This is a genomic window from Devosia sp. (genome assembly GCF_965229025.1).
Taxonomy (GTDB): Bacteria; Pseudomonadota; Alphaproteobacteria; order Rhizobiales; family Devosiaceae; genus Devosia_A.
This window is the reverse complement of the sequence record NZ_OZ245853.1, coordinates 3,051,656-3,074,966: the sequence shown is the minus strand read 5'-3', so window position 1 is coordinate 3,074,966 and position 23,311 is coordinate 3,051,656. Positions and strand designations below refer to the sequence as shown.

Genomic DNA, 23,311 nt, shown 5'->3' with positions numbered 1-23,311 from the left:
CCAATGTGCGCGCCGCCGGCAGACTGCGTCGTCAGCCTGTCGAAAGGCTTTGCCGCTTTGCCGCCCGTGCTAGCCAGTCTAGGCCGCAACGATCTTCCAATGCTTTGCGATTAACCTTCTATTCACCTTGACCAACCTTCCTCGCGGCAACTAGCGTCAAATGCGGGGGTAGTTGTAACCATGTTGAAGTCACTGGAAAGGCTGCGGGGCGCACTTGGCCGGCCGGCGCACACCTACCGGCCCACTGTCCAGACCTTCAACGATCTTGATGTGCAGCGGCTTGAGCGGGAGCTCGACCTCAAGACCAGGGGTGCCGAGAGAGGTACGGCTAACCAGCCCGCAACCGATGCCCGTACGATCGACGCCGTTGAGGCGGAAATCGTCGAGCAGATCGGCGCCGCGCAGAAACTTGCCTATGACGAACTGCAGGCCCAGCTTGCCACCTTCCATGAACGGCTGACGGATCTTGATTTCGAGTCTCGCTTCGGCGCTATCGAGGAGGTGTCCCACGGCGGCCTCGCCGATCTGAAGGCCGAGCAGCAGATGGCGCTCGACGACCTGCATGGCCTGCGCAAAGACCTGACCGAGGCCGAAGACTCGCTCAAAGGCTTCAAAAGCGACAACCGCATCCGGCGCCCGGCCGAGAAGAAATCGGCGCTGGGCCTAGTCACCAAGCTGCTGGTGATCGCCCTGCTCGTCGTTGCCGAGATCGTCGCCAACGGCTATTTCCTCTCGGGTGGGAATGAGCTTGGGCTCGTTGGCGGGATCATCGAGGCGCTGCTGTTCTCGGTGCTGAACGTGGGCGTTGCGGTGTTCTTTGCCGTGATCCTGGTGCCTAATCTCTATCACCGGAATTTCTTCCGAAAGTTGTTCGGATTCCTATCGCTTCTGCTGTTTTTTGCCTGGGCCGCGGCCCTCAATCTGGGGCTGGCGCATTATCGCGAGGCGGCCGGAACGCGCGCGCCAACCGCCGCCTTCGCCGAGCAGGCGCGTGATGCGGTGATGGCGCGGCTGCAGTCCCGGCCATTGCAGCTGGATCAGTTCGAATCCTGGCTGCTGTTCGCCATCGGGGTGCTGTTTGCGCTGGTGGCGCTGGTCGATGGGCTGAGCCTCGTCGACAAGTTCCCCGGCTACCAGAAAGTCGCCGACACGATGCGTAAGGCGCGCCAGGCCTATGCCGATGAGCGGCGCGCCAAGATCCAGGACCTGAGCCAGGTCCGGCAGGACTATCAGGACGCGGTCTCGGAGTTGCGCACCGACATCGCCAAGCGGCGGACCGAGCACCAGGCGATCCTGGCGCACCGGCTAAAGCTGCTGAACCTGTTCCAGGAATATCAGGGCCAGCTCGAAAAGGCCGCCAACCAGCTGCTGCGCACATATCGTGATGCCAATACCGCCGCGCGATCCGCCCCGGCACCGGCGGATTTTCTTGAGCCGTTCAAGCTCGACCGCCTCGCCGGCAGCATTGATGGCATGAACGAGATCACAGCCGAGGCGCTTCAGCAAAAAATCGATGCCGCGCAGCAGAACCTGCAGCAGGTGATGGCCGATGTGACGGCCGAGTTTGAACGTGGTCTCGACCGCTACCGCGAACTCGACAAGCTGGCGCCGGACGCTCCCTATGGCACGGCCTAGGCGCGGCCGACGTCAGCGGGGGCGCGCCGGACAGGTAGCCCTCGTCCTCATGCTGGCAGGCCTCTTGGTCGCGCTCGCCGGCGGCCTGACCTGGCTATTGCTGAAAGCCCGCGCCGACTATGTGCCGAGGGATTTAGCGACCCTCTGCCCCAAAGCCGGCTACAGCTCACAGACGCTGGTGCTGATCGATACGACCGATGCCCTCGCTTCGGTCACCCAGACCCAGGTGCTGCAGAAGTTGCACGATCTGGTGGCGACAATTCCCAAGGATGGGTTGCTCGAACTGCGCCTGTTGAAGACTGATGCCGAAAGCTCCCCCATAGTGCTGGCAAGATGCAATCCCGGTGATGGTTCGGACATCGACCCCGTCACCGGCAACCCGCAGCTGGCCAAAAAACGCTGGGAGACGGAGTATTCGCAGAAGGCCGAGGAGGCGTTGCAGACCGGGATTGTCGGGACAGAGCAGGACTTCTCGCCCATCCTCGAAACCATCCAGCGCATCGCTGCAGAGCACCTGACTTCGGCCCATGACCGGGCCATTCCGTCCCGTCTGGTGGTGATCTCCGATATGATCGAACACACCAAAGCCTATTCACATTTCCGGGATGGGCTCTCACTCGAAGCGTTTGACCGCCTCGCCAAGGATCGGCTCGCAACGGACCTTGCCGGTGCCGATATCGAGTTCTGGCTGGTGCGGCGTGGTATTGCCAGGATTGACCCGGCAGAACTGAGCGCGTTCTGGTTGCAATGGGCAGAAGCGAGCAACTCCAAGCGCCCCGCCAGGCTCACAGCGTTGATGGGGATGTGAAAATGACCGAACCCAAGATGCGCAAGGCCGATCCGACCGGTCCAGTGGTGTTCATCGTCTTTTCGGTCGCCGGTGTCCTCTACATCGTCTTCGCCAAGGCGCTGAACGTCGACGCGGTGCTGGTGACTTTGGTGCCAGTGCTGCTGATGATTTCGTACGCGCTCTGCATCTGGCTGTTCCGCGGCCTTAGGCTGCGCAGTGACCAATCCGGCGATAATTTCTACTATATGGGTTTCATCTATACGCTCACCAGCCTCGCGGTGACGCTGATCCAGTATTCCAACGGCACCAACGCTGCCGAGATCATCCGCAATTTCGGCGTCGCGGTGGCCTCGACCATTGCCGGCATCGTTTTGCGGATCGTCTTCAATCTCTTTCGCCGCGATCCCATCGAGGTGGAGCACGAGTCGCGCCTCGAGCTGTCCGAAGCCGCCCGCAAGGTGCGGCAGGAACTGAACGGCATGCTGCTCGAGTTCTCCCATTTCGGACGTACCCAGCAGCAGATGGCCGTTGAAAGCATGGAGGAGTATCGCAGCCGCGCGGAGGCGACCTCCAAAGTTCTGGTCGATATGCTGGGCTCCGAAGCGCACGCGGAGACCTTGGCCAAAGCGCGCGCAGAGCTCGAAACGACACTGACGCTGCTCCAGGATATCAACGCGGCAATGGCCGAGATCCCCGATAGCCTGCGCCGCCGGCGGAACCGGGGGAGTTGGTGGAGGCGGCTGGCGTTCTGGGCTCCACTTCCAGAGCCCCGTAATGAGGCGCGTCGATGAGCGTCGCGGAGAGCGAGCGGGGTCATCGGCGCGGCGTAGTCCTAGGCTTCACCATGGCCGAAATCCTGCTGTTGCTGCTGTTCTGCCTGCTGCTGATTTCGACCACGGCGCTGCTCGACAAGGACAAGGAAATCGAAGGGCTGAAGCAGCAGGTCGCTGTTGCCGCAGGCCTCGATGCCAGGGCGCTCCCCGAAGCGGCATTGCAGTTGCAGATGTTGCTTCTGAAGCTGTTCCCCGGCGGAGTGCCAAAGCTTTCGGCAGCCGATTTTTCCAAGCTCTGGGAGACCATCGTCCTCGCCCGCGACATGCAGACAGTCGCAGCGGCCTCTGGGGTCGAGAGTGCAGATGAACTTGCCCAGGTGTTAACGGTGTTCGGCGACACGACCGGACGTTCAGCCAGTGCCGAAGAGGTGCAAAAACTGATGGCCGTGCTCGACCGTCTGGTCAGCGCCGGGGCAGGGAGCCTGACGGAACCTCAGCTTGAGAGCCTCGTCGGCTCTGTGGCTGCTGGGCCGGCCGCGGAGAGCACTCCGCCTGGCAACCGCTGGCCGCCCATCATCTCGCTCGATGGCAACAAGTATCGGTTCAAGACCGGAAGCGCTGAGATCACGCCCGATTTCGAGAGTTATCTGGTTGAGGACGCGGCCGCCAAGATCGCCGCGCTGCTCCGCCAGTACGATGCCGATGTCATCGAGATTGTCGGTCACACCGACGAACAGGTGATCGAGCCGAGAGAGCAGAAGGAATCCAATCTCGATCGCGTGGCTCTACCGGCGCTGAACGGTGAGACGGACCAGGAACTGATCCCGGTCGACAATGCGGGCCTCGGTCTGGCGCGTGCCATCGAAGTTGCACGGGTGCTGCGCAACCAGCCTGAACTCAAGGGGATGAAAGTCGTGCCCCTGTCTGCAGGTCAGTTGCTGCGGAAAGGTGACCTGCTCTCGCCCGGTGGCGGCGCGGCACTGAATGATCCGGATCGCCGCAGGATCGAAATCCGCGTCCGGCGCAGCACGCCAGAGACCAACTGATCCGCGCAGGCGGCCCGCCCGGTAGGGCGGACCGCTCAGGAGACCTGGTCTAGAACTTGACCGAGGCCAGGTGGAACGGCGTGAAGGCGCTGGCGGCGCTGCTATCGAGAGGACGTTCCAGTCCATCGACATAATGCCAGGCCTGTCCGTTGGTGAGGCTCAGCTTGAAGTCGCCGCGGCGACCGCCTGTTTCCGAGACGCGGAGGACATATCCTTCGCCAGACTCGGCCGGCTTGAGCGCGTGCAGCCGCATGTTGAGCCCGGACCATGCGATGGGCGCAACGTCGTAGGAAGCGGCGGCTGTCGCCGGGGTAAAGCGCAGCGGGTCGACCACCAGATCGGCCTCGGCCTGCACCTCGTCGCTCCACCACCGGCCATCATGGGGCATGATGGCATAGGTGAAGTGGTGATGGCCCTCGTCCGCCAGCATGTCGGGGAACATCGGGCCGCGGATCAGGCTGAGGGTCAGCACATTGCCCTTGGCCGAGAACCCGTACTTGTCGGCCGAAAGCAGCGCCGCACCCCAGTCGGCCTCGCCGAGCGAGGCAAACCGATGGCCGCAGGCCTCGAACTGCGCCAGCTGCCAGGTGGTGTTGTCATGCGTCGCGCGCTGCGTCACGCCGATGGCCTGGTCGAACACCGCCTGTTCCGCCAAAACATTCACCGGGAATGCAGCCCGGAGGTAGGTGCGGCGATCATGCCAGTCGATATCGGTGACGATGTCGAGCCGCGGGCTGTTGCACCAGAGGCGGAGCTTCTGCGTGATGCGGCTGGCGCCGAGGCTGCGCACGATGGTGATCTCGCCCAGATACGGGCCGGTGGCGGTCACTTCGCAGCTGTCGAACGCCAAGAGTTCCTCACCGCCGAGGCTGAAGCCGGGCTCGATGTCCCAGGCGTCAAAGTTGCGCGGCAGGTCGTTGCGATAGACCATCAGCCGGTTGGCCGCACCATCGACCAATTCACGCTTGCGCCCCTTGTCAAAGATTGAGGCGATGCGGCCGTGGCTGTCGAGGACAACCTTGACCAGATCGTTCTCGAGCAGGCGGTCGGCGACAGTGACCCTCTGCTGGCTGGCCTCGGCGACAAAGCCGACGCTGAGCGGGGCGAGCGCCCGGTCGGAGGCGACGACATAGCTGTCACCCACCTGCTGGGCTGCGAGGCCTTCGGGGAGGGGGGTGCTAGACTCAATCTGCCAGTGCGGCTTGGCGCTGCCCGAGAAATTGGCAACGGCGACGCCGGCGACATCGCCTGTGTTTCGGGATGCAATGCTCGCAAGCGCTGCAGCAGCGATGGCTTCCGAGCGCGCGACGACGCCGGAGAGCTCTGCGCCAGTCTGCTCATAGGCCTCGTGGATCGATGAGCCGGGCAGGATGTCGTGGAACTGGTTGCGCAGCGTCAGTTCCCAGTCGTCGGCAAGCGCCGGCATCGGTGTTGCGTCACCCGCAAGCGCGGCGAGTACGCTAGCGGCTTCGGCCGCGACGAGGGCCAGCTCGGCACGGCGGTTGAGCTGCTTGGTGCGCGCCTGCGTGGTCAGCGTGGCGCGGTGATATTCGAGATACATCTCGCCCGACCATGTCGGAACCGCCGCGTCCTTCAGCTCGATGCCGAGGCGGTCGATATGGGCCTGCAGATTGCCGTGGGTGATCGACGGCAGCGCCGGCATCAGGTTGAGGATCGGGAGTGCCTCGATCTGGTCGGGGTCCGGGCCGCCGCCGCCGTCGCCCCAGCCATAGGTGGCGATCACCGTGTCCGAGAGGTCCTTGCCGGCATGCTTGCGCCAGACTTCGTCGAGCGCCTGCGGCAGCATCAGCATGTTGTAGCCGTCATTGTCATAGGCATTGTAGGTGTGGACCAGCACGGTGGAGCCGTCATTGCCTTTCCACTGGAACAGGTTCTCCGGCATCTTGTTGGTCTCGCTCCAGCTCACCTTGATGGTGACCAGGGTTTCGATCCCGGCGTGGCGCATGATCTGCGGCATGGCCCCGGTGAAGCCGAACGTGTCGGGCAGCCAGGCGGTCTTGTTGATGGCGCCGAAGTGCCGCTCGAAATAGGACTGGCCGAACAGGAACTGGCGGACGAACGCCTCCGCCGAGGGCATGTTGGTGTCGCATTCGATCAGCATGCCGCCGTTGACCTCCCACTGGCCTTCGGCGATGCGCTGCTTGATCGCTTCAAACAGCGGCGGATCGAGCTGTTCCACATGCTTGTACATCAGCGATGACGACTGCAGGAATGTGAACTCGGGATGCGATTTCATCAGCGAGTTGACGCTGTTGAAGGTGCGGACGATCTTCCGCTCTGTCTCGGGCTGCGGCCAGAGCCACACATAGTCGATATGGGCGTGGCCGGTGGCGAGGATCTTGCCCTGCTTGGGGTACTTGGCCCGCAACTCGGCGAGGCCAGCATCGATCGCGGCGACAGCCGCTGCCGCCGAGGCGAGCGCTGCGTCGTCGAGCTTGGTGAGCACCTCTGCCGGCTCGAAGCTGCGCTCCCAGATGTCCCGGGCCCAGTTCTGATCGGCAAGCCTCGGACCGACCACAGCGGTCGCTGTCGGGAGGCGCAACTGCGACAGCCCGATTGCGGCCACTTCATAGAGCGCCCGCGCCAGCTCGGCGTCCTCTACCGTCAGTGCGGTGTTGCGGATGGTCTCGACGCGGCGGCGCAATGCGCGGATCTCGGTGTGAACGCTGACCAGCTCCGCCATCTCGAGATGGGGGTCACGGTTCGGAATGCCGAACAGCGACCGGGCTGCAACTTCGGCCTCGATGTAGAATGGCGTGCTGGGAACGGGCGCAAAGCGCTTGTGCTTGGGGTTGGCGCCGAAGGCATCAAGCTGCGCACCATCCGCGCCACGGAGGCGCACCAGGGCCTCGCCGCCGAAGTCCAGGCGCAACTCGGCTGCGGGCGCGGCGTCGGAAATCAGCTCCGAACGGAATCGATGAATGCCAAACCGGTTGGACCAGGCGTCGCCCGCCGAAACGGTGCGAACGTCCCCGTCGGGGGCTGTCAGCGTCCACGATCCCAGACGGCGACGGTCATAGAGCTCCCATGCCGTCAGCTCGTTTTGCCAAACTTCAAGGTGCTGCGCCAGCTGCTCAGGGTTGCGCTGACGATCACGATAGTCCCGCATTTTTGCTCTCCAGAGATTTTCCAGCGTGATAACTCGGACCTACGGTCGGCGTCGATCACAGAATAATTGATAAGACTGGACTTAAAGCACTGCCCCGTATTTCTCCACGTTTCTGGAGATTTTTCCATACATATGAGGGAGTTTTTCCATTCTGCACCCTGCAGGTGATGGTGGCGTCCAGCTCGGTTTTGACGCTTGACAGGTCTGAATAAATACCGGCTACCTTATTAAATTCGTGACGACCGCCTGCGACGGATGGCTAAGGGCCATCCAGCACAGAGCGTTTTGATCTGCGCCGCTGCTCGGCACAGATCGACATCCAGGGGTAGGGAACTAGGAGGCCTGATATGGTTTTGAAACGGCGTGACTTTCTGAAGGGCAGTGCAGCTATCGGCCTTGGTGGGCTGACAGCCGGTTTGATGGGCGGTACGGCCAATGCGGCCGCAGGCACCCTCGATATCTTCTTCAACTCGGACACCAACGTCGTCGAGTTCTGGGCCTCGGCGATCAAGCCGGCCTTCGAGGCGGCCAATCCGGGCACCAGCCTGAACCTCGTTTCGGGTGGTGGCGGCGCGTCCATGGATGCCTTGTCGGAGCGCGCTTTTGCCGCGCTTCAGTCCAAGACCGATCCGCAGATCGACATGATGGAAGCCATCGGACCCTATCACCCCGCAGGCGCCATCGAAGCCGGGCTCTGGGTCGACTTCTCGACGCTCGGGCTGCCCAACATGGCCAAGGTCAACCCGGCCGTGATCGACAACAAGTGGGCGCTGCCGTATCGCGGCTCGCAGGTTGTCATGATGTACAATGGCGAAAAGGTCCCGACCCCGCCCAAGACGTTCGAGGAACTGATTGCCTGGATCAAGGCTAACCCCGGCCAGTTCGCCTACGCCCGCCCCGATCAGGGCGATAGCGGCGCGTGCTTCATCGAGCGGGCGCTGCAGGAAGTCATGGGACGGGACGAGAGCCTGTTTACCAATGATAACTACTCCGACGACTACGCCAACCCGATGTTCGACAAGCTCTGGGTGCTGCTGAACGATATCGCACCTTCGCTCTATAAGGGTGGCGAATATACGGGCGGCAATACGCCGTCCATCCAGCTGCTCGCGAGCGGTGTGATCTCGATGACCATCGCCTGGTCCGACATGGCGCTGGTGGCGATGAATGAGGGGGTCGTTCCCGACACCACTTCGGTTGCGCAGTTGCAGGACCTGGCGTTTATCGGCGGCTATTCCAGTGTGCTGGTGCCCACCGTTGCCGCCAACAAGGACCTGTCGCTCAAGCTCGCCGACTTCCTGATCTCTGCGGAAGTTCAGAACAAGGTGGTGAGCGATCTGGGCGGGTTCCCAAGCATCAACTGGTCGGAAATGTCGCCCGAGCTGCAGAAAAAGTTCGCCAATGTCGCGACGACCTCGATCCCGACTTTCCCCGGCCCGTGGGAACCGCACCTGTTCGATGGCTGGTACCGCAAAGTTGCCTCCAACCTCACCCGCGGATAAACTGCGCCGATGAGCGACACGCTTCAAAGCTCCGTCCCATTAGCCAATGGGGCGGAACAGAAGGGGAGGCCAGTCGGCCTCCTCTTTGTGGCCCTGCCGATCCTGCTGATCGCGGTGTTCCTGTTTTTTCCGGCGCTTCGCAGCATCTTCAGCACCATCTACGTCAAGCAGCCGGACGGCACCTACAACTGGTCGATCGCCAGCTACCTGTTCTTTTTCACTGACGGCTACAGCCTCACCAATCTGGGACGCACGCTGTGGACCACGGTGGTGACCATGATCCTGCTGATCGTGGTGAACCTGCCGATTGCGATCTACCTGCGTTTTTCCAAGAGCAGGCTGGCGATCTTCGTCCAGGTGCTGGCGCTGTTCCCGATGTTCGTTCCCGGCATCATCATCGTTTATGCGCTGATCCGATACATGGGCCCGAACGGGCTGCTGCAGACGCTTCTGGAACTTGTCGGCATCAATGGCTTTCAGTCGCCCTATCTCACTCCATGGGGTCCGGTCATCGGCATGCTGTGGGATGCGATGCCGTTTACCTTGCTGGTGCTGACGGCCGGCATGTCGAGTATTCCCACCTCGGCCATCGAGGCCGCTGAGGATGTTGGCGCCGGGCGCCTGCGCATTCTCACCAGCATCATCCTGCCGCAGATCAAGAATTCGCTGCTAGTGGTGACCTCGCTCAATTTCCTCGGGCTGTTCGGGCAGGCCTTCATGCCCTTCATGCTCGGGCCGACCTCGCCTGAAATGATGGGGCCGTTCATGCTGAGGACGTTCTCGACCGTGCGCGATCCGTTGCAGGCTTCGACACAGGCAACAATCGTCTTTGCGCTCTGCTCCGTGGCTGGCCTCGCCTATGTGCGCTCGATTGCGAAGCGCCGTGCCGCGGAGGCCGTCAAGTGATCGCATTCCTCAAGCGCCTCGACTGGCCGGGTTATGTGCTGGCCATCTTCCTGATCTTTTTCGTGCTGCTGCCGATCGCCACGGTGTTCCTCTGGGCGTTCACCGAGCAGTGGTTCTATCCCTCGATCCTGCCGACCAAGTGGGGCCTCAAATACTGGTTCAAGGTGCTGGAGCGGCCCGATGTCTGGGCGGCGTTCTTCACTTCCGTCCAGCTCTCGACCATCGTTACCGCGCTCTCAGCCCTGATCTGCCTGCCCGCAGCCTATGCCTTCGCCCGGATGCAGTTTCCTGCCAAGCAGTGGCTGATGATGTCGTTCCTGATGGGCAACGCCTTTCCGCGCTTTGCGCTGATCATCTCGATCGCGGTGCTGTTCCTCAGCCTCAACCTCGTTGGCACCTATCTAGGCGTCATCATCATCCAGCTGCTCAACACCATCCTGCTGATGATCTGGCTGCCCACGGCGGCGTTCCAGGGCGTCAGCAAGAATATGGAAGAGGCAGCAATGGATGTCGGCGCATCTCCGCTGCGGGTCTTCTGGCACATCACCCTGCCGCAGGCGCTGCCGGCGATCGGCGCCGCGCTGCTGATGACCTTCGTCTGGACCTTCTATGAAACCGAAGGAGCCTGGCTTGTCGGCGCGCCGCGGGTGCAGACCATGCCGCTATTGATGATGTCGATGATCAACAACCAGTTGGTCGTCCAGTATGGCGCCGTGCTCTCGGTTGCGCTCTGGGTTCCCTCGCTGGTGGCTCTGTTGCTTGCTCGCCGCGTCATGGGCTCGGACTCCTTTGCCAAGGGGCTCGGCGGATGATGCGCATGTCACAATTGCAGTTCGGAAAGTGGATGTATGGCCAGGCTTAGTCTTGCTGGGGTCTCGAAAGTGTTCGGGTCGGTTGCCGCCGTCAGCCCGCTGTCGCTCGATATCGGCGATGGCGAACTGGTGTGCCTGCTCGGACCATCCGGCTCGGGCAAGTCGACCCTCTTACGCATGATCGGCGGCTTCGAATTGCCGAGTTCCGGACAGGTGCTGATCGATGGGCAGGACGTCGCCAGCGTCCGCCCGAACAAGCGGCCAACGGCCATGGTGTTCCAGAGCCACGCACTGTGGACCCATATGAACGTCTTCGACAATGTCGCCTTCGGGCTCAAGCTCAGGAAGATGTCGCGCGGTGACATCACCCGCAAGGTGATGGAGGCTTTGGCTCTGGTCGGGCTTGAGGGTTACGACAAGCGCATGCCGCGGCAATTGTCCGGCGGCCAGCAGCAGCGTGTGGCGATTGCGCGATGCCTAGTGCTGGAACCCAAAATCCTGTTGATGGATGAACCCTTTGCCAGCCTCGACCAGCATCTGCGCGAGCGGCTGCGCGAGGAAGTGCGCCTGATTCAGCGCAAGCTCGGGATCACTACGCTGTTCGTTACCCACGCCCAGGACGAGGCCCTGGCGCTTGCCGACCGCATCGTCGTGATGTCGATGGGCGCCATCGAGCAGGTTGGGACGCCCGATGAGATCTATGCCAATCCGGAATCGACCTTTGTCGCCAACTTCATCGGCACGATGAACATGGTGAAGGGGGCGGTGGCAGGTGGAAAGATCGCCGCTGGCGCCTTCACCCATGACGCACCGATAGCGGACGGCGAGGCCATCCTCGGGATTCGGCCGGAGGATTTCGAGATCGCCGACACTGGCACCGAACTGGTCGTCAAGCGCGTCGTCAACCTCGGCCCGTTCCTTCTCGCCGAGGGGGCGCATGCCGATGGCACGGCGATCACTGTCCACCTCGACAAGTCCAACCCGGTGCGGGAAGGCAGTGTGCTAAGGGTGAAGCCCAAGCGTTACGCCGTCTATCGCGATGGTGCGCCGCCCTATCGCAGTCTCTAGTCCGGCTCTATGCGACCCTGATTGTCCCGCTGACCGTCCCGAGCCGCTCACTGGTCACCTCGACGGTGATCTCGCCCGGTCCAGTGGCCTCGATCCAGAACCCTGTAGCGCCGGCACGGAGCGACACCAGCGCCGGGCCAATCCTCCGCCCCGGCCCATGCACCGCAATGGCGACCGGTTCGGAAAAGTGCGCCAGTTTGTTGCCGGCCTGGTCGAGTGCCCGCACCATGATGCGCACAGTGTCTGCTGTGCCGATCGCCGGACGGTCAGCAATGACCTCCAATTCCGTCGCCACCGGATTGGCCAGCAACTGCACCTCAGCGACCTTTTCGCCACCGACAAAGCCGCTGATCGTGCCATCGACCCAGGCGTCGCCCCAAAGGCCCAGTTCCCCATCGGTGAAATGCCGCCGGTCGAAGACCACGGGAGCGTGCGGCAAATGCGGGTAGCTCTCGCGGTCCGGCCCGAGGCGCTTCGGCTCATGGTTGCCGTAGCGCAGCTCGACCTCGTCACAATTGGTGAGGATCATCAGCGGCAGCACGCCGCCAATGTTGCGCTCGCCATTGGCCCAGATGGTAACGGGCTTGAGGATCACATCCTCAGCCGGGTCGCACTGGCTGGCATAGACCGAGGCTGCAAACTTCGGCTCCCGGAACATGTCCATAACGCCGTGATGGCAGATGTGGTCGCCCGAGCCAAAATCCTTGTGGGTGTTGTAGTCGAAGGCACACCAGCCGAGGACGCCCGAAATCTGGGGGTCTCCAAATGCCGCATCGAGAACCTGCAGGTGCCGCGTCACATGCTCGATCTGCCGCTGTTCCTGGTCGGTGATCTTGGTGGGGTACATGTGGCCGCTATATTCAGTGACAAGGTACGGCACAAGATGGTCGAGCCCGGTCACTTCCTGCTGCGGCCTCAGCGGTGTGCGGGGACGATTGCCGCCGAGCTCGTCAAGGCCGAGGATGAAGTCGTTCATCGTATAGACGTCTTCGAGCAACTCGCTATCGGTGTAGCAGCGTACCCCGCCGCGGGCCCGGGTCGGGTCGAGTTCGGCGGCAACGCGGTTGGTCTCGGCGTAGAACGCGTGGTCATCCCGTGACTCGTTGATGCGCACGCCCCAGATGACGATCGACGGGTGGTTCCAGTCACGGCGGATCATGCGGCGCACGTTCTCCACCGCCTCACGCTGCCACTCGGCGCCGCCGATATACTGCCAGCCGGGGATCTCCTCGAACACCAGCAGCCCCAGCTCATCGCAGCGATCGAGGAACCAGCTCGATTGCGGATAGTGCGAGGTGCGCACCATGTTGAGCTTCAGCTCGTGCTTAAGGATTTCTGCATCCCGCTCCTGCGCAGCGCGGCCCATCGCATAGCCGGTATAGGGAAACGACTGGTGCCGGTTGAGACCCAGCAGCTTCACCCCGCGGCCGTTGAGCCTGAACCCGTCTACGGTGAACTCCGCCTGCCTGAACCCGAAGCGGGTATTGGTCGTGTCTTCGCCATGCGGGGTGCGAAGGGTCAATCGTAGCGTGTAGAGCGCCGGATCGGAGAGATCCCAGAGCCGGATGTCGGCAAGCCCGTCGATCCCGATCCCGATCTCGACCTGCTCGGACGTGACCTCGACCTCCATGTGGGCGATCACTGCTCCGGAGGCTTCCACCAGCTCAGCGTGCAAGGTCCCCGCGATGGCGCGCTGCTGCGGATTGGCGAGCTCGATACTGGCCTTGACACGCTTGTTCCGCGCCAAGGCATCAGGGGTCTCGACTTTCACCGACGCAATGAACACCGGCGCCGTAGCGCGGAGCCAGACGTCGCGATAGATTCCGGCATAGGTCAGGTAATCGACCAGTTCACCGAAGGGCGGTATCGCCGGGTTCTCGCTGCCATCGATCAGGACCGTGACTGTGTTGGTGCCGGGCTCTAGCAACCCGGTCAGCCGCGCCTCGAACGGCGTGTAGCCATCCTTGTGGGCGGCAACCTCCGTGCCGTTGACCAGCACCCGCGCATCCGCCATGGCCCCGTCAAAGATCAGGGACACTTCGCGTTGGGCCCAGTCTGCGCCCGCCTCGAATGTCTTGCGGTAGGTGAAGCCGCGCTGGTAGACGCGTTCGTCGAAGTGGGAATAGGGCAGTTCCACCGCTGTGTGCGGCAGGCGGACGATGTGCTCGTCCTCGAACACCCAATTCTCGTTGAACGACGTCACCGACCGCATTGGCGATCCCCTTGCTCGGGCCTCAGGAAGCGCCTCCATTTAAGTTCCAATAGCATGTTTTATCAAGGCTATCGGTCAAGCAAATCGCCTGACAGGATATGAAGTGTGAGGCGTGGCGCGGCAATCGTCCCCGAGCACCGTTGTCAAACCATTGGATCATCTGCAGCTTTCCTACCGGCCGCGATGTGAGTTGCATCTCCGATGATTATTGTACAGTATCATGATTTAAATAGCACTTTTGCGAACCGAGGCCGTCCCATGATCCGACTCGCGACCGCACCTGACGCTTGGGGCGTCTGGTACGCCGATGATCCCCGGCAGGTGGGCTGGGAACGCTATCTGGATGAAGTGCGCGACGCGGGGTTCACCGCAACCGAGACCGGCCCCTGGGGCTACCTGCCCACCGACCCGGCCCAGTTGGCGGACGAACTGGAAAGCCGTGGGCTCAGCATTTGCGGTTCCGCGCTGGTGCACCCCTTGGCGCCAACGGATGCGCTCGACAGCCTCCGGCCGCGCCTGGCGCAGACTTGCCAACTGCTCAACGCCATGGGCGCCGAGTGGGTTGTGCTCATGGATGACTGTGGCCTCCCCACCGAGGGTCAGAGCCGGGCGCTGGCGCCGGACGCCTGGCGCCAGATGATTGCCAACACCACCGAAGCCGCCCGGTTCGTAGTCGAGGAGCATGGGCTCAAATTCACCTTTCACCCCCATGTCGGCTCGGGCGTCGAGACGGAAGAGGAGGTAGAGCGGCTGTTGGCCGAAACCCCCGCCGATCTGGTCGGCCTCTGCTTCGATTTTGGCCATCACGCCTATACGGGTGCTGATGCTGTCGCCTTCATGCGGCGGCACGCCACGCGGATTCCGTACTACCATTTCAAGAATGTCGATCCGGTGCTGCTCAAGACCATCCAGGATAACAACATCGACTACATCACCGGCTTCCAGTCGGGCGTCATGTGTGAGCTCGAGCGCGGGATTGTCGATTTCGCCGAGGTGAAGGCATTTCTCGATGCCGCCGGTTTCGACGGTTTCGCGGTCTACGAACAGGATATGTATCCCTGTCCCCCTGATAAGCCTCTCCCGATCGCCCGGCACAACCGGGCGGTTCTGAAATCCCTTGGCCTTTAGGTGAATAACCCCGCTCGACACAGGTCCGCGCGATGACTTGTGGTACAGCTGCTGCTGTGAATTGTGACGCGACGCGATCAGGCTGGAACGCTCCAGGTATAAAATATGTCGGCTGCAAAAAAGACCTCTGACAATGGTGGGGTGGTGATCGAGGCGCGGCGGGCCGAGGACGCCCGCATCTCCAATCGCCGTCTGGTTTTCGAGACCATCTGCCAGAAGGGGCCGATCAGCCGGGTGGAGATCGGTGGCGTCATTGGGCTGAAGCCGCAGACGATTTCCTCGATCACGCGCGAACTGCTGGATCAGGGCTTGATCACCGAAGCCGGCCGCTCCAGCGGTCTGCGCGGGCAGCCGCAGATCTATCTTGAACCCAACGCCCGGGCCGGCTTTTCGGTTGGTGTGCACCTCGACCGCAACGTGTGCCTGCTCGTCGTCAGTGATCTGAAGCGCGACGTGCTGGTGCGCCGTCAGATTGCCTGCGACACCCGCTTGCCCAAGAACACGCTGGCGCGCGTCGCCGCTGAGCTGGATTCTGCCCTCGCCGAGGCGGACGTGCCGCGCGACAAGGTGTGGGGGGTCGGGCTGGTGCTGCCGACGTTCGGCTCGGCCGTCTACGACTTCGATTTTTCGATGCCGCATTGGGAAGCCTGGCGCGATGTCGGCTTTGCCGAGGAACTGCAGACGCTCTGCGGCTTGCCGGTGCTGGTCGAAAACGATGCGACGGCTGCAGCCATCGGCGAGCGGTTCCATCGCGGCGACACCGGAACCAGCACGTTTGTGTATTTTTATGTCGGGCAGGGCACCGGTGCCGGCCTGATTATCGATGGCGCGCCGTTCAAGGGTGCTTTCGGCAACGCCGGAGAGATGGGGCTGCTGCCAGTATTCGGCCTCGACGGTTCCCCCGTCTGGCCCGATCAGAAGACCGTGGACGTGCTGTCGATGGGCGGTCTTGCCAAGGCCTGCGGGGTCAACGAGACGGACCTCTTGCCTGAGCTGGTGGTTCGCCTGCACCAGGTGCGCGACCAGCGGCTGATGGAGTGGCTGAAGTCCGCATCAGAGACATTGCGCGACGTAACAGCGGTCTTCGAAGTGCTGTTCGATCCCGAGTTCATCGCCGTCGGCGGCGCCATGCCGCGGCAGATCATCCAGACCCTCGTCGATATGGCCTACCCACTGCGCCCCACGCCGGCGGCGCGCCGCGACCGGAGCAAGGCCAGGCTGGTGGCGGCCGAACTGATCGAGGATGCAGCGGTGCGGGGCGCCGCCATTCTCCCCATCTTCGTCAACACCAGCCCGAACTTCCGGCACCTCTACATCCGGCAGGTCACCCAGGACCGCCGGCCGTTTGATCGGTAGGTCCGGGTCCTAGTTCGATTTCCAAGCCGCCAGCCGCAGGCCGGAGACGGCGTTGGCGTGCGCGTCAAAGCCCTCATAGGTCGCAAAGCGGTGGGTATGGGGCGCCATCTCGTCAAAGCCGGTGCGGGTCATCTGCCCGATCGTCGAACTCTTGAGATAGTCGCGAACGCCCAGCGCCGAATGGGTGCGTGCCCAGCCCGAAGTAGGAAGCACGCAATTGGGGCCCATCATGTAATTGGCGATCGAGCCCGCCGCGAATTCGCCGAGGAGAATTTCAGCGGCATTGCGGATATGGGCGAGGTGTTCGAGCGGTTGCTTCGAGATCACCTGCAGGTGCTCGGGCGCATAGTCGTTGATGAAGGCAAAGGCCTCCTCCGGCGTCCGGGTCAGCACGATGCCGCCACTGCTGCCCCCGAGCACGGTCGACGAAAAGCCGACTCGCAAGTCGCTCATCTGTTTCCAGTATTCGGGCACCGCCGCCCGCGCCGCCTCTGCGACTTCGCGCGACCAGGTAACGAGGAAAGCCGAAGAGTCCGGACCATGTTCGCTTTCAATGATCAGGTCTAGCGCCGCGATCCGGCCGTTCGCCGTCTCATCAGCAAGGATCATGCTTTCGCTGGGGCCGGCGGGCAGGCCGGTGTCGATCCGGTCCGACAGCAGCCGCTTGGCGGCCACCACCCATGGGCTGCCGGGGCCGATGATCTTCAGGCATTTCGGTATGCTGGCCGTGCCAAATGCAGCAGCCGCCACCGCCTGCGCCCCGCCTACGCGATAGACGCGCTCCACGCCGCCCAATCGCGCTGCAACCAAGGTCGCCGCATCGATCCGTCCGTCGGGACCGGGCGGCGTGAGGAGGATGGCTTGCGGCACCTTGGCGACTGTCGCCGGGATCGTGGTCATCAGGGTGACCGACGGGAACGACCCCTTGCCGCGGGGCGCGTAGCAGGCGACCGCGTCGATCGGCGTCGTGCGCTCGCCGACCAGCACGCCGGGCCGGATTTCCTTCATCCACATCTCGGGCGGCATCTGCGCTTCATGGAAGCGCCGGATATTGTCGGCCGAGTAGCGCAGCGTCTCGATCATTTCGGGCTCGAGTTCAGCGAAGGCCTGGTCAAACTCGGCTTCCGTCGCCATCAGGTGCTCTGCATCGACCGGCGCCTTGTCGAAATCGCGCGCAAACCGGGCGATTGCCGCATCGCCTTCAGTCCGCACCGCCTCGATGATCGGGCGCACCTTCTCGATGAACGGGCCGAGATCAGCCTCGCTGCGAGTCAGCAGTTCGGTGCGTTCGGCAGCAGAGAGCTGGCTCAGCTCGTGGAGGGCTACAGGGTTGGTCATTGAAAGATCTCCGTCAGGCGGGGTCGAGCGCCATGACTTTCAGGGTTTCCTCGCGGATATCGGCGAGGATCTCACGCTTCAGCGCGGAAAATTCTGGACTGGTGACGATATCGAAGCGGCGTGGCCGCTCGAGCTTGACCGGCAGCACCTTCTTGACGCGGCCCGGGCGCGACGCCAGCACCACCACCCGGTCGGCAAGAAAGATCGCTTCTTCGACGTCATGGGTAACGAACAGCACCGTGACCTTGTGCTCTTCCCACACCTTGAGCAGCAGCTCCTGCATCATGCCGCGGGTCTGTGCGTCGAGCGCGCCGAACGGCTCGTCCATCAGGAGCAGCGAGGGCTTGTAGACCAGCGCCCGGGCAATCGCCACGCGCTGCCGCATGCCACCGGAGAGTTGGCGCGGATAGGCGTTCTCGAAGCCGGACAGGCCCACGGACTGGATGAACTCTCGCACAAGTGCGGCCTTGTCGGCTTTGCTCAGCGCCGATTTTTCCAGCGCAAACCGGATATTGCCCTCGACCGTCAGCCATTCAAAGAGGCTGTAACCCTGGAACACGAAACCGCGGTCCCGGCCCGGCCCGATTACCGGCGTACCGTCGATGCGGATGTCGCCAAAAGTCGGCTCGCTGAGCCCGCCCACCATGTTGAGCAGCGTAGACTTGCCGCAGCCGGAGGTGCCGACGATCGAGACGAACTCGTTGGCGGCAATCTCAAGGTCGATTCGGTCGATGGCGAGGAACTCCCCCGCACCGGTGCCGAAGACCTTGCCGACCGCGTCGATGGCAACTTTTGGCGCGCTCATCGGTCGGCCGCCCAGCGGAACATCGAGCGCCCGACCCGCTTGAACAACAGGTCGGTCACGAGGCCGAGGAGCCCGATGAACAGCGTGCCGAAGATGATCGTGTCGGTCGCGAGATAGCGCTGCGCATCCATGATGCGGCGCCCGAGCCCAGTTTGCGCGGCCACCAGTTCTGCGACGACCAGATAGGTCCAAGTCCAGCCGATGGTGATCCGGAACGTGTCCCAGATCCCCGGCATGGCCGCAGGAAGGATGATGCGCCAGAGGATTTCCGTGTCGGAAAAGCCCAGCGTCTGGCCGGCCCGGATCAGGTTGATGTCGATGTTCTTGACGTTGTCCATCACCATCAGCGCCATCTGGAAGAACGTGCCGAGAAAGAGGATCAGGATCTTCTGCTCGTCGCCGATCCCCGCCCAGAGTATCGAAAGCGGGATCAGCGCCACCACCGGCATGTAGCGCACGGTGGAGATCAACGGCTCAAGCGCGCCCTCGAAGATGCGGAAATTGCCCATCAGGATGCCGATCGGAACGGCGAGCACCATGGCGGAGAGCCAGCCGACGACAATGCGATAGGTGCTGACGGCCGCGTCCTGCAACAGGATACCGGTCGAGAGCTGACGCCAGGCCTCGTCCAGCACTGCGAACGGGCTGGGGAGGAACAGCGGCTTGACCAGTCCCAGTCCCGATACCGCCATCCACACCAGAACCAGCAGCGCCGGCACAACGAAGCCGACGCTGGTGAAGATGTTCTGGGGAATGGGCTGGCGCAGCCGGAACAGGCTTGCCTGTTTTTCGGCTTTGCGGCGATCCGCGCGGCCTTGAGCGGCCGCCTCGGCGACGGTGGGACTGTTGGGCATGGTCGGAGACAATAGGGCGGCGCCCCCCGGGTTTGGGTGGGGAAGGCGCCGCGCCAGCCTTACTGTGCGAGGCCCTTGAGGGCGGTGAGGTCGAGGATTTCGTCGCCGGTCGGGATGGTCTTGATCTCGTCGGGCTTGGCTTCCTGCATCAGCGCGCCGATCTCACCGACGGTCGCCTGGAAGTCGCCATCGAGTTCGGCAAGGTTCTCCTTGATGTCGAACAGCTGTACGCCGGCAAACGCGGTCTTGAACTCGTCGATCGGCGAGCCGACGGCATCGGCGATGATCTTGCCACCTTCATCGGGATTGGCACGCAGATACGTGACCGCCTGGTCCCAGGCCTTGATGATACCCTGCAACTCGGTCGGGTGCGCAGCAAGGAAATCGGATTGTGCGGCGAGGATATCGCTGATCAGGCCGGGCTTTTCGCCGGCAGAGAACAGGATCTTGAAATCGGGGCCCTGGGCGAGGGCGGCCGAGATATAGGGTTCGTAGGTCACCGCCACGTCGACACGGCCCGCGATCAGCGCCAGCCCGGCGTCGGAGGCGTTGATCGGCACGGCCTCGATGTCCTTGAGGCTCATGCCGTTGACCTTGAGGGCGTAGTTGATCAACAGGTCGCTCGTGGCGCCGAGCTCATAGGCGACCTTCTTGCCCTTGAGTTCGGTGATCGAGTTGACGGACTTGTTGGAGAGCACGGCGTCGGCCGTGGTCGAGCCGTCCATCAGCATGAACGCCTTGAGGTCGATGCCGTTATTGCGCTGCAGGATCAGCCCGTTGGTGGCAATTGAGGTGACGTTGATGTTGCCGCTGGCAAGCGCTGCCGCAAGGTCGGCGTCCCAGCTGAAGTTGACGAGCTGGACGTCGACACCCTGCTCCTTGAAGAAGCCCTGCTTCTCGGCAATCCACAGCGGGCCATAACCAAGCCAAGGCTGCAGCCCGATCTTGATGGTTTCGGCCTGCACGGGCGCGGCCATGAGGCCGAGACCGAGCGCGAACAGAGCGGCGGATGCAAACTTCATGGGCAGTTCCTTTTTTGATGCGTTCTTGAGCAGATCCGCATTTGGCACACTCGCTTTCACTTTGAAAAGTGCCGCAGCAGGTTGAGCGTCAGTCTGCCGACATCGTTGTCCCCGCCCTCACCCGGCAAAGCGCCCAGAAAGGCCACTGAGCTGGCCGAAAACACGCTGCCGCCCCTGCTATGGCGCCATAGCGTCATATCCGCGCGCCGGTGCGCCCGGCGTTCGGCCTCGCCCCCTTCGAACCATCTATTTGAATCGTCGACATAAGCGTCGGGGAAGCCGCTGGCGGTGGCGAGGATGATGATGTCCTCCGGGCTGCCCAGATGATAGTTCACCGCGTCGACTTCGTAGCCGGCCGCCGCACCGAGGACGATACCGCTATCGCCAAAGCTCTCCGACACACCGTCGAACAGCCACCCAAGGTCGTCCTCGTGGCTCCGCGCGGTGCGGACATAGGGGCGGCCCGGGCTGAACCCCATCAGCGAAATACCAACGCCGACAAGGCTGTATTCGCCGCGTCCCCGATCGCGGAGATAGCCGCCGGGCTCATTGGTCAGCGCCAGCCCCATCTCGGCCAGCGGCCCGTCCCATGTCCGCCCCGCCTGGGTCGGTCCACGCCGCAACTCCATCAGGTCATCGCGATAGGCGACCGTGGCAGCGAACCCGTTGCCGCCCAGATAGGCGAGGTCGCCGGATTGGGAGACGTAGTCCCTGTAAGCCTGCTCCATCCGGACGGAGAGATATTCCGGATGGCTTCCTGTGACGACGCAACGGTAGGGCGAAAGCAGAGCCAGCCCCTCGGCATGAAGCTCTGCGTCCGTCGCCACATCCACCGCGATTCCGTGTCGCGCGCAAAAGCGCAGGAAGTGCAGGTCGACCGGCAGGTTGTGCGGATCGCCGCAGAGCGGGTAGCGATAGTCGTCGCGCAGCGTCGCCTTGGGCCGGCGCGACGAGACCAGCGACACGCCGCTCTGGTCGGAGTGATAGTCGTAAAGCGAGCGCAACTGGTTGTCCCGGGCGAAGACGTGTCCGCGGTCCGTGCCGAACCACTCGTAAAGATGCGGCGGCAGGTACTCGTCGGCATAGGCGAGGTAGGTCGAGGTGGGGACGATGAACAACACCGCAGCCGTCGCCACGCGAGGGGCGACAAAGAAGGCGATCCGCTCCGTCACCCCGTCCGCGACCAGCTCAAAGGCATAAGCGCCGCTCTCAGCCGTCTCCGGTACGAGCACCTCATAGCTCGCCGGCCAGTCGAGCCCGGCCATATCGGTATCGTGGAAGTGGATCGCGTCGTAGTGCGCGGCATCGAGACGAGGATCAAGCACCGATCCATCCCATCGGGCCGAGGTGACACAGAACGTCGGGTTGCCGTGAAGCTTCAGCTCGACGCCCGCCGCCGAAAGCGGCTCGGCGGTGAACAGCGTCGGGAAATTCCAGGCCGCATTGCCGCGTTCTCCCGCCAGGTGCGGCTTGGCCATCCGGCAGTTCAATGTTGGAAAGGCTTCATCAGTATCAGACAGCAAGCAGAAGCAGTTGGGAGCAGGGGCTTCGAACGGCGCCGAGATCGAGTAGGGCCGCATGTCGTCAATTGCGTTGATGCTCACCTCCCGCTCGCTCCAGTCGATGACCAGGTCCAGCCACTGCTTCGCGGGGACATGGGCAAGCCAAGTCTGCACGTCATCTTGACGGAGGGAGAGTTGGTTGTCCTCGATCCATAGTGAGAAACTCCGGCAATCGAGGAGAACGCGTTGTCCCGCGTTCTCGGTCAACAGCAGCTCGAAGCGCAAACTCCGGATAGCGCCGAGACTTTCGAACTTGCTGATCTCCGCGAAGGCGCCTTGCGAAAACTCGCGGTGCGCTACTGCCGACAGTTTCTGCACGGGCCAGTCCATCCGGGGCATCCCATCGCGGTCAAGGCGGCGAATGGACACCGAGGTGGTTTCCGCGCTGGCCGACATGCTCAGCTGTCGCAGCGGTTCGGTGCCCGTCCAAGGCTCGACATATCCGGCAATGGCGAGGGCGCGGTGCTCGACTTTGCGGCGCATGACGGTCTCCAATCGCTGTGCATTGAGGCAGGATCGATGGGTTTGTGCAAACCGGTGTTTCCATAACGGCCAAACCACACTCATAGTGCAGACTTCTGACAGTCTTTCACGGTTAAGCCATGACCAAACGCAACCGCTTTGACCTCTCCGGCCAGCTCGCACTGGTCACCGGTGCCAGTCGCGGCATCGGTGCCGCACTCGCTTTGGGTCTGGCCGAAGCGGACGCCGATATCATTCTTGCCGCCCGCAGCATCGGCGATCTCGAATCGGTCGCAACCACCATCCGCGCGCTGGGACGCAAGGCGCACGTCGAACCCCTCAATGTCGCCGATGTCGATGATATCTCAGCGCTATTCGCCCGTCTTACTGCCGCCGGCCTGACCCCCAATTTGCTCATCAACAATGCCGGCACCGAGCAGGTTTCCCCCTCGCTCGAGGTCACCGAGCCGCTATGGGACAAGATCGTTGGCACCAACCTCAAGGGCGCCTTCTTCGTCGCCCGCGCCTTCGCAGCGCACCTAGCGGGCCAGCCGGGGGCCATCGTCAACCTCTGCTCGTTGAGCTCGGAAGTCGGCATCCCCACAGCGGTACCCTATACATCCTCGAAGAGCGGAATTGCCGGCATGACCCGCGCCCTGGCAGCCGAGTGGGCTGCCTTAGGCATCAGGGTCAATGGTCTCGGGCCAGGGTACTTCGCCACCGAGATGACGGCCGGGTTCTATGAGGACCCGGCTTGGAGCGCCGCCATGCTGGCAAAGCTCCCCATGCGCCGATTTGGCGAACTCGACGATCTCATCGGCGCCACCATCTTCCTGTGCGCACCTGCCTCCGCCTATGTCACGGGTCAGGTGCTCTACGTGGACGGTGGCTACCTCGCGAGCATCTAGCC

Annotated in this window: 18 protein-coding genes; 11 read left to right on the top strand and 7 right to left on the bottom strand. The window is 62.9% G+C overall.

The genetic code is table 11. The features are described 5' to 3' along the window. The first annotated feature begins 180 nt into the window (after window positions 1–180). Genes ACO06J_RS14940 through ACO06J_RS14925 form a run of 4 tightly spaced genes read left to right on the top strand, consistent with a single transcriptional unit; the run spans window position 181 to window position 4,244 of the window. On the top strand, window positions 181–1,635 hold the full coding sequence (locus tag ACO06J_RS14940) for an OmpH family outer membrane protein (protein WP_421761511.1): 1,455 nt from the start codon (window positions 181–183) through the stop codon (window positions 1,633–1,635). Continuing rightward, a complete protein-coding gene (locus tag ACO06J_RS14935; protein WP_421761510.1) occupies window positions 1,622–2,443 on the top strand; it encodes a hypothetical protein in 822 nt (273 codons plus the stop codon). The genes ACO06J_RS14940 and ACO06J_RS14935 overlap by 14 nt, the downstream gene beginning before the upstream one ends. Window positions 2,444–2,445: 2 nt before the next feature. Beyond that, the gene (locus tag ACO06J_RS14930; RefSeq protein WP_421761509.1) at window positions 2,446–3,216 is read left to right on the top strand and encodes a hypothetical protein; all 771 of its coding nucleotides are present in this window, start codon (window positions 2,446–2,448) and stop codon (window positions 3,214–3,216) included. Continuing rightward, window positions 3,213–4,244, top strand: a complete 1,032-nt coding sequence (locus tag ACO06J_RS14925; protein ID WP_421761508.1) for a hypothetical protein — start codon at window positions 3,213–3,215, stop codon at window positions 4,242–4,244. Before ACO06J_RS14930 ends, ACO06J_RS14925 begins: the two co-directional genes overlap by 4 nt. 49 nt (window positions 4,245–4,293) lie before the next feature. Here ACO06J_RS14925 and ACO06J_RS14920 read toward each other — a convergent pair whose 3' ends face one another. Beyond that, window positions 4,294–7,374: an alpha-mannosidase gene (locus ACO06J_RS14920; protein WP_421761507.1), complete on the bottom strand. Its 3,081-nt coding sequence runs from the start codon at window positions 7,372–7,374 to the stop codon at window positions 4,294–4,296. Window positions 7,375–7,721: 347 nt separating this feature from the next. On the opposite strand from ACO06J_RS14920, the gene ACO06J_RS14915 reads away from it, so the two are divergent. The 4 genes from ACO06J_RS14915 to ACO06J_RS14900 are packed head-to-tail and all read left to right on the top strand — an operon-like array spanning window position 7,722 to window position 11,662. Further along, window positions 7,722–8,876, top strand: coding sequence for an extracellular solute-binding protein (locus ACO06J_RS14915; RefSeq protein ID WP_421761506.1), 1,155 nt, complete (start codon window positions 7,722–7,724; stop codon window positions 8,874–8,876). 9 nt (window positions 8,877–8,885) lie between these two features. Next, the gene (locus ACO06J_RS14910) at window positions 8,886–9,782 is read left to right on the top strand and encodes an ABC transporter permease (protein ID WP_421761505.1); all 897 of its coding nucleotides are present in this window, start codon (window positions 8,886–8,888) and stop codon (window positions 9,780–9,782) included. After that, on the top strand, window positions 9,779–10,594 hold the full coding sequence (locus ACO06J_RS14905; RefSeq protein WP_421761504.1) for an ABC transporter permease: 816 nt from the start codon (window positions 9,779–9,781) through the stop codon (window positions 10,592–10,594). The genes ACO06J_RS14910 and ACO06J_RS14905 overlap by 4 nt, the downstream gene beginning before the upstream one ends. A gap of 36 nt (window positions 10,595–10,630) precedes the next feature. Continuing rightward, entirely contained in the window at window positions 10,631–11,662 is a 1,032-nt protein-coding gene (locus ACO06J_RS14900; RefSeq protein ID WP_421761503.1) for an ABC transporter ATP-binding protein, read from the top strand. A 7-nt stretch (window positions 11,663–11,669) separates the two neighbouring features. On the opposite strand, the gene ACO06J_RS14895 is transcribed toward ACO06J_RS14900, so the two are convergent. Then, a complete protein-coding gene (locus ACO06J_RS14895; protein ID WP_421761502.1) occupies window positions 11,670–13,874 on the bottom strand; it encodes a glycoside hydrolase family 2 TIM barrel-domain containing protein in 2,205 nt (734 codons plus the stop codon). Between the two features lie 258 nt (window positions 13,875–14,132). On the opposite strand from ACO06J_RS14895, the gene ACO06J_RS14890 reads away from it, so the two are divergent. Together ACO06J_RS14890 and ACO06J_RS14885 are read left to right on the top strand one after the other, a co-directional pair. Further along, complete coding sequence (locus ACO06J_RS14890; protein WP_421761501.1) at window positions 14,133–15,002, top strand: sugar phosphate isomerase/epimerase family protein; 870 nt, start codon at window positions 14,133–14,135, stop codon at window positions 15,000–15,002. 105 nt (window positions 15,003–15,107) lie between these two features. Continuing rightward, the gene (locus tag ACO06J_RS14885; RefSeq protein WP_421761500.1) at window positions 15,108–16,358 is read left to right on the top strand and encodes an ROK family protein; all 1,251 of its coding nucleotides are present in this window, start codon (window positions 15,108–15,110) and stop codon (window positions 16,356–16,358) included. A 9-nt stretch (window positions 16,359–16,367) separates the two neighbouring features. On the opposite strand, the gene hisD is transcribed toward ACO06J_RS14885, so the two are convergent. From hisD to ACO06J_RS14860, 5 genes are read right to left on the bottom strand one after another with little or no spacing between them, the layout of a single operon-like run. Next, window positions 16,368–17,696 (bottom strand): histidinol dehydrogenase, encoded by a 1,329-nt coding sequence (gene hisD, locus ACO06J_RS14880; protein ID WP_421761499.1) that lies wholly within the window; start codon window positions 17,694–17,696, stop codon window positions 16,368–16,370. Window positions 17,697–17,709: 13 nt separating this feature from the next. After that, a complete protein-coding gene (locus ACO06J_RS14875) occupies window positions 17,710–18,501 on the bottom strand; it encodes an ABC transporter ATP-binding protein (RefSeq protein WP_421761498.1) in 792 nt (263 codons plus the stop codon). After that, on the bottom strand, window positions 18,498–19,355 hold the full coding sequence (locus ACO06J_RS14870) for an ABC transporter permease (protein WP_421761497.1): 858 nt from the start codon (window positions 19,353–19,355) through the stop codon (window positions 18,498–18,500). The genes ACO06J_RS14875 and ACO06J_RS14870 overlap by 4 nt, the downstream gene beginning before the upstream one ends. 59 nt (window positions 19,356–19,414) lie before the next feature. After that, window positions 19,415–20,377 carry an ABC transporter substrate-binding protein gene (locus ACO06J_RS14865; RefSeq protein WP_421761496.1) on the bottom strand — a complete coding sequence of 321 codons (963 nt, stop codon included), beginning with the start codon at window positions 20,375–20,377 and terminating at the stop codon, window positions 19,415–19,417. Between the two features lie 56 nt (window positions 20,378–20,433). Beyond that, window positions 20,434–22,422: a N,N-dimethylformamidase beta subunit family domain-containing protein gene (locus tag ACO06J_RS14860; protein WP_421761495.1), complete on the bottom strand. Its 1,989-nt coding sequence runs from the start codon at window positions 22,420–22,422 to the stop codon at window positions 20,434–20,436. A gap of 119 nt (window positions 22,423–22,541) precedes the next feature. Between ACO06J_RS14860 and ACO06J_RS14855 the strand changes: the two genes are divergently transcribed. Further along, window positions 22,542–23,309, top strand: coding sequence for an SDR family oxidoreductase (locus tag ACO06J_RS14855; RefSeq protein WP_421761494.1), 768 nt, complete (start codon window positions 22,542–22,544; stop codon window positions 23,307–23,309). Window positions 23,310–23,311 lie beyond the last annotated feature (2 nt).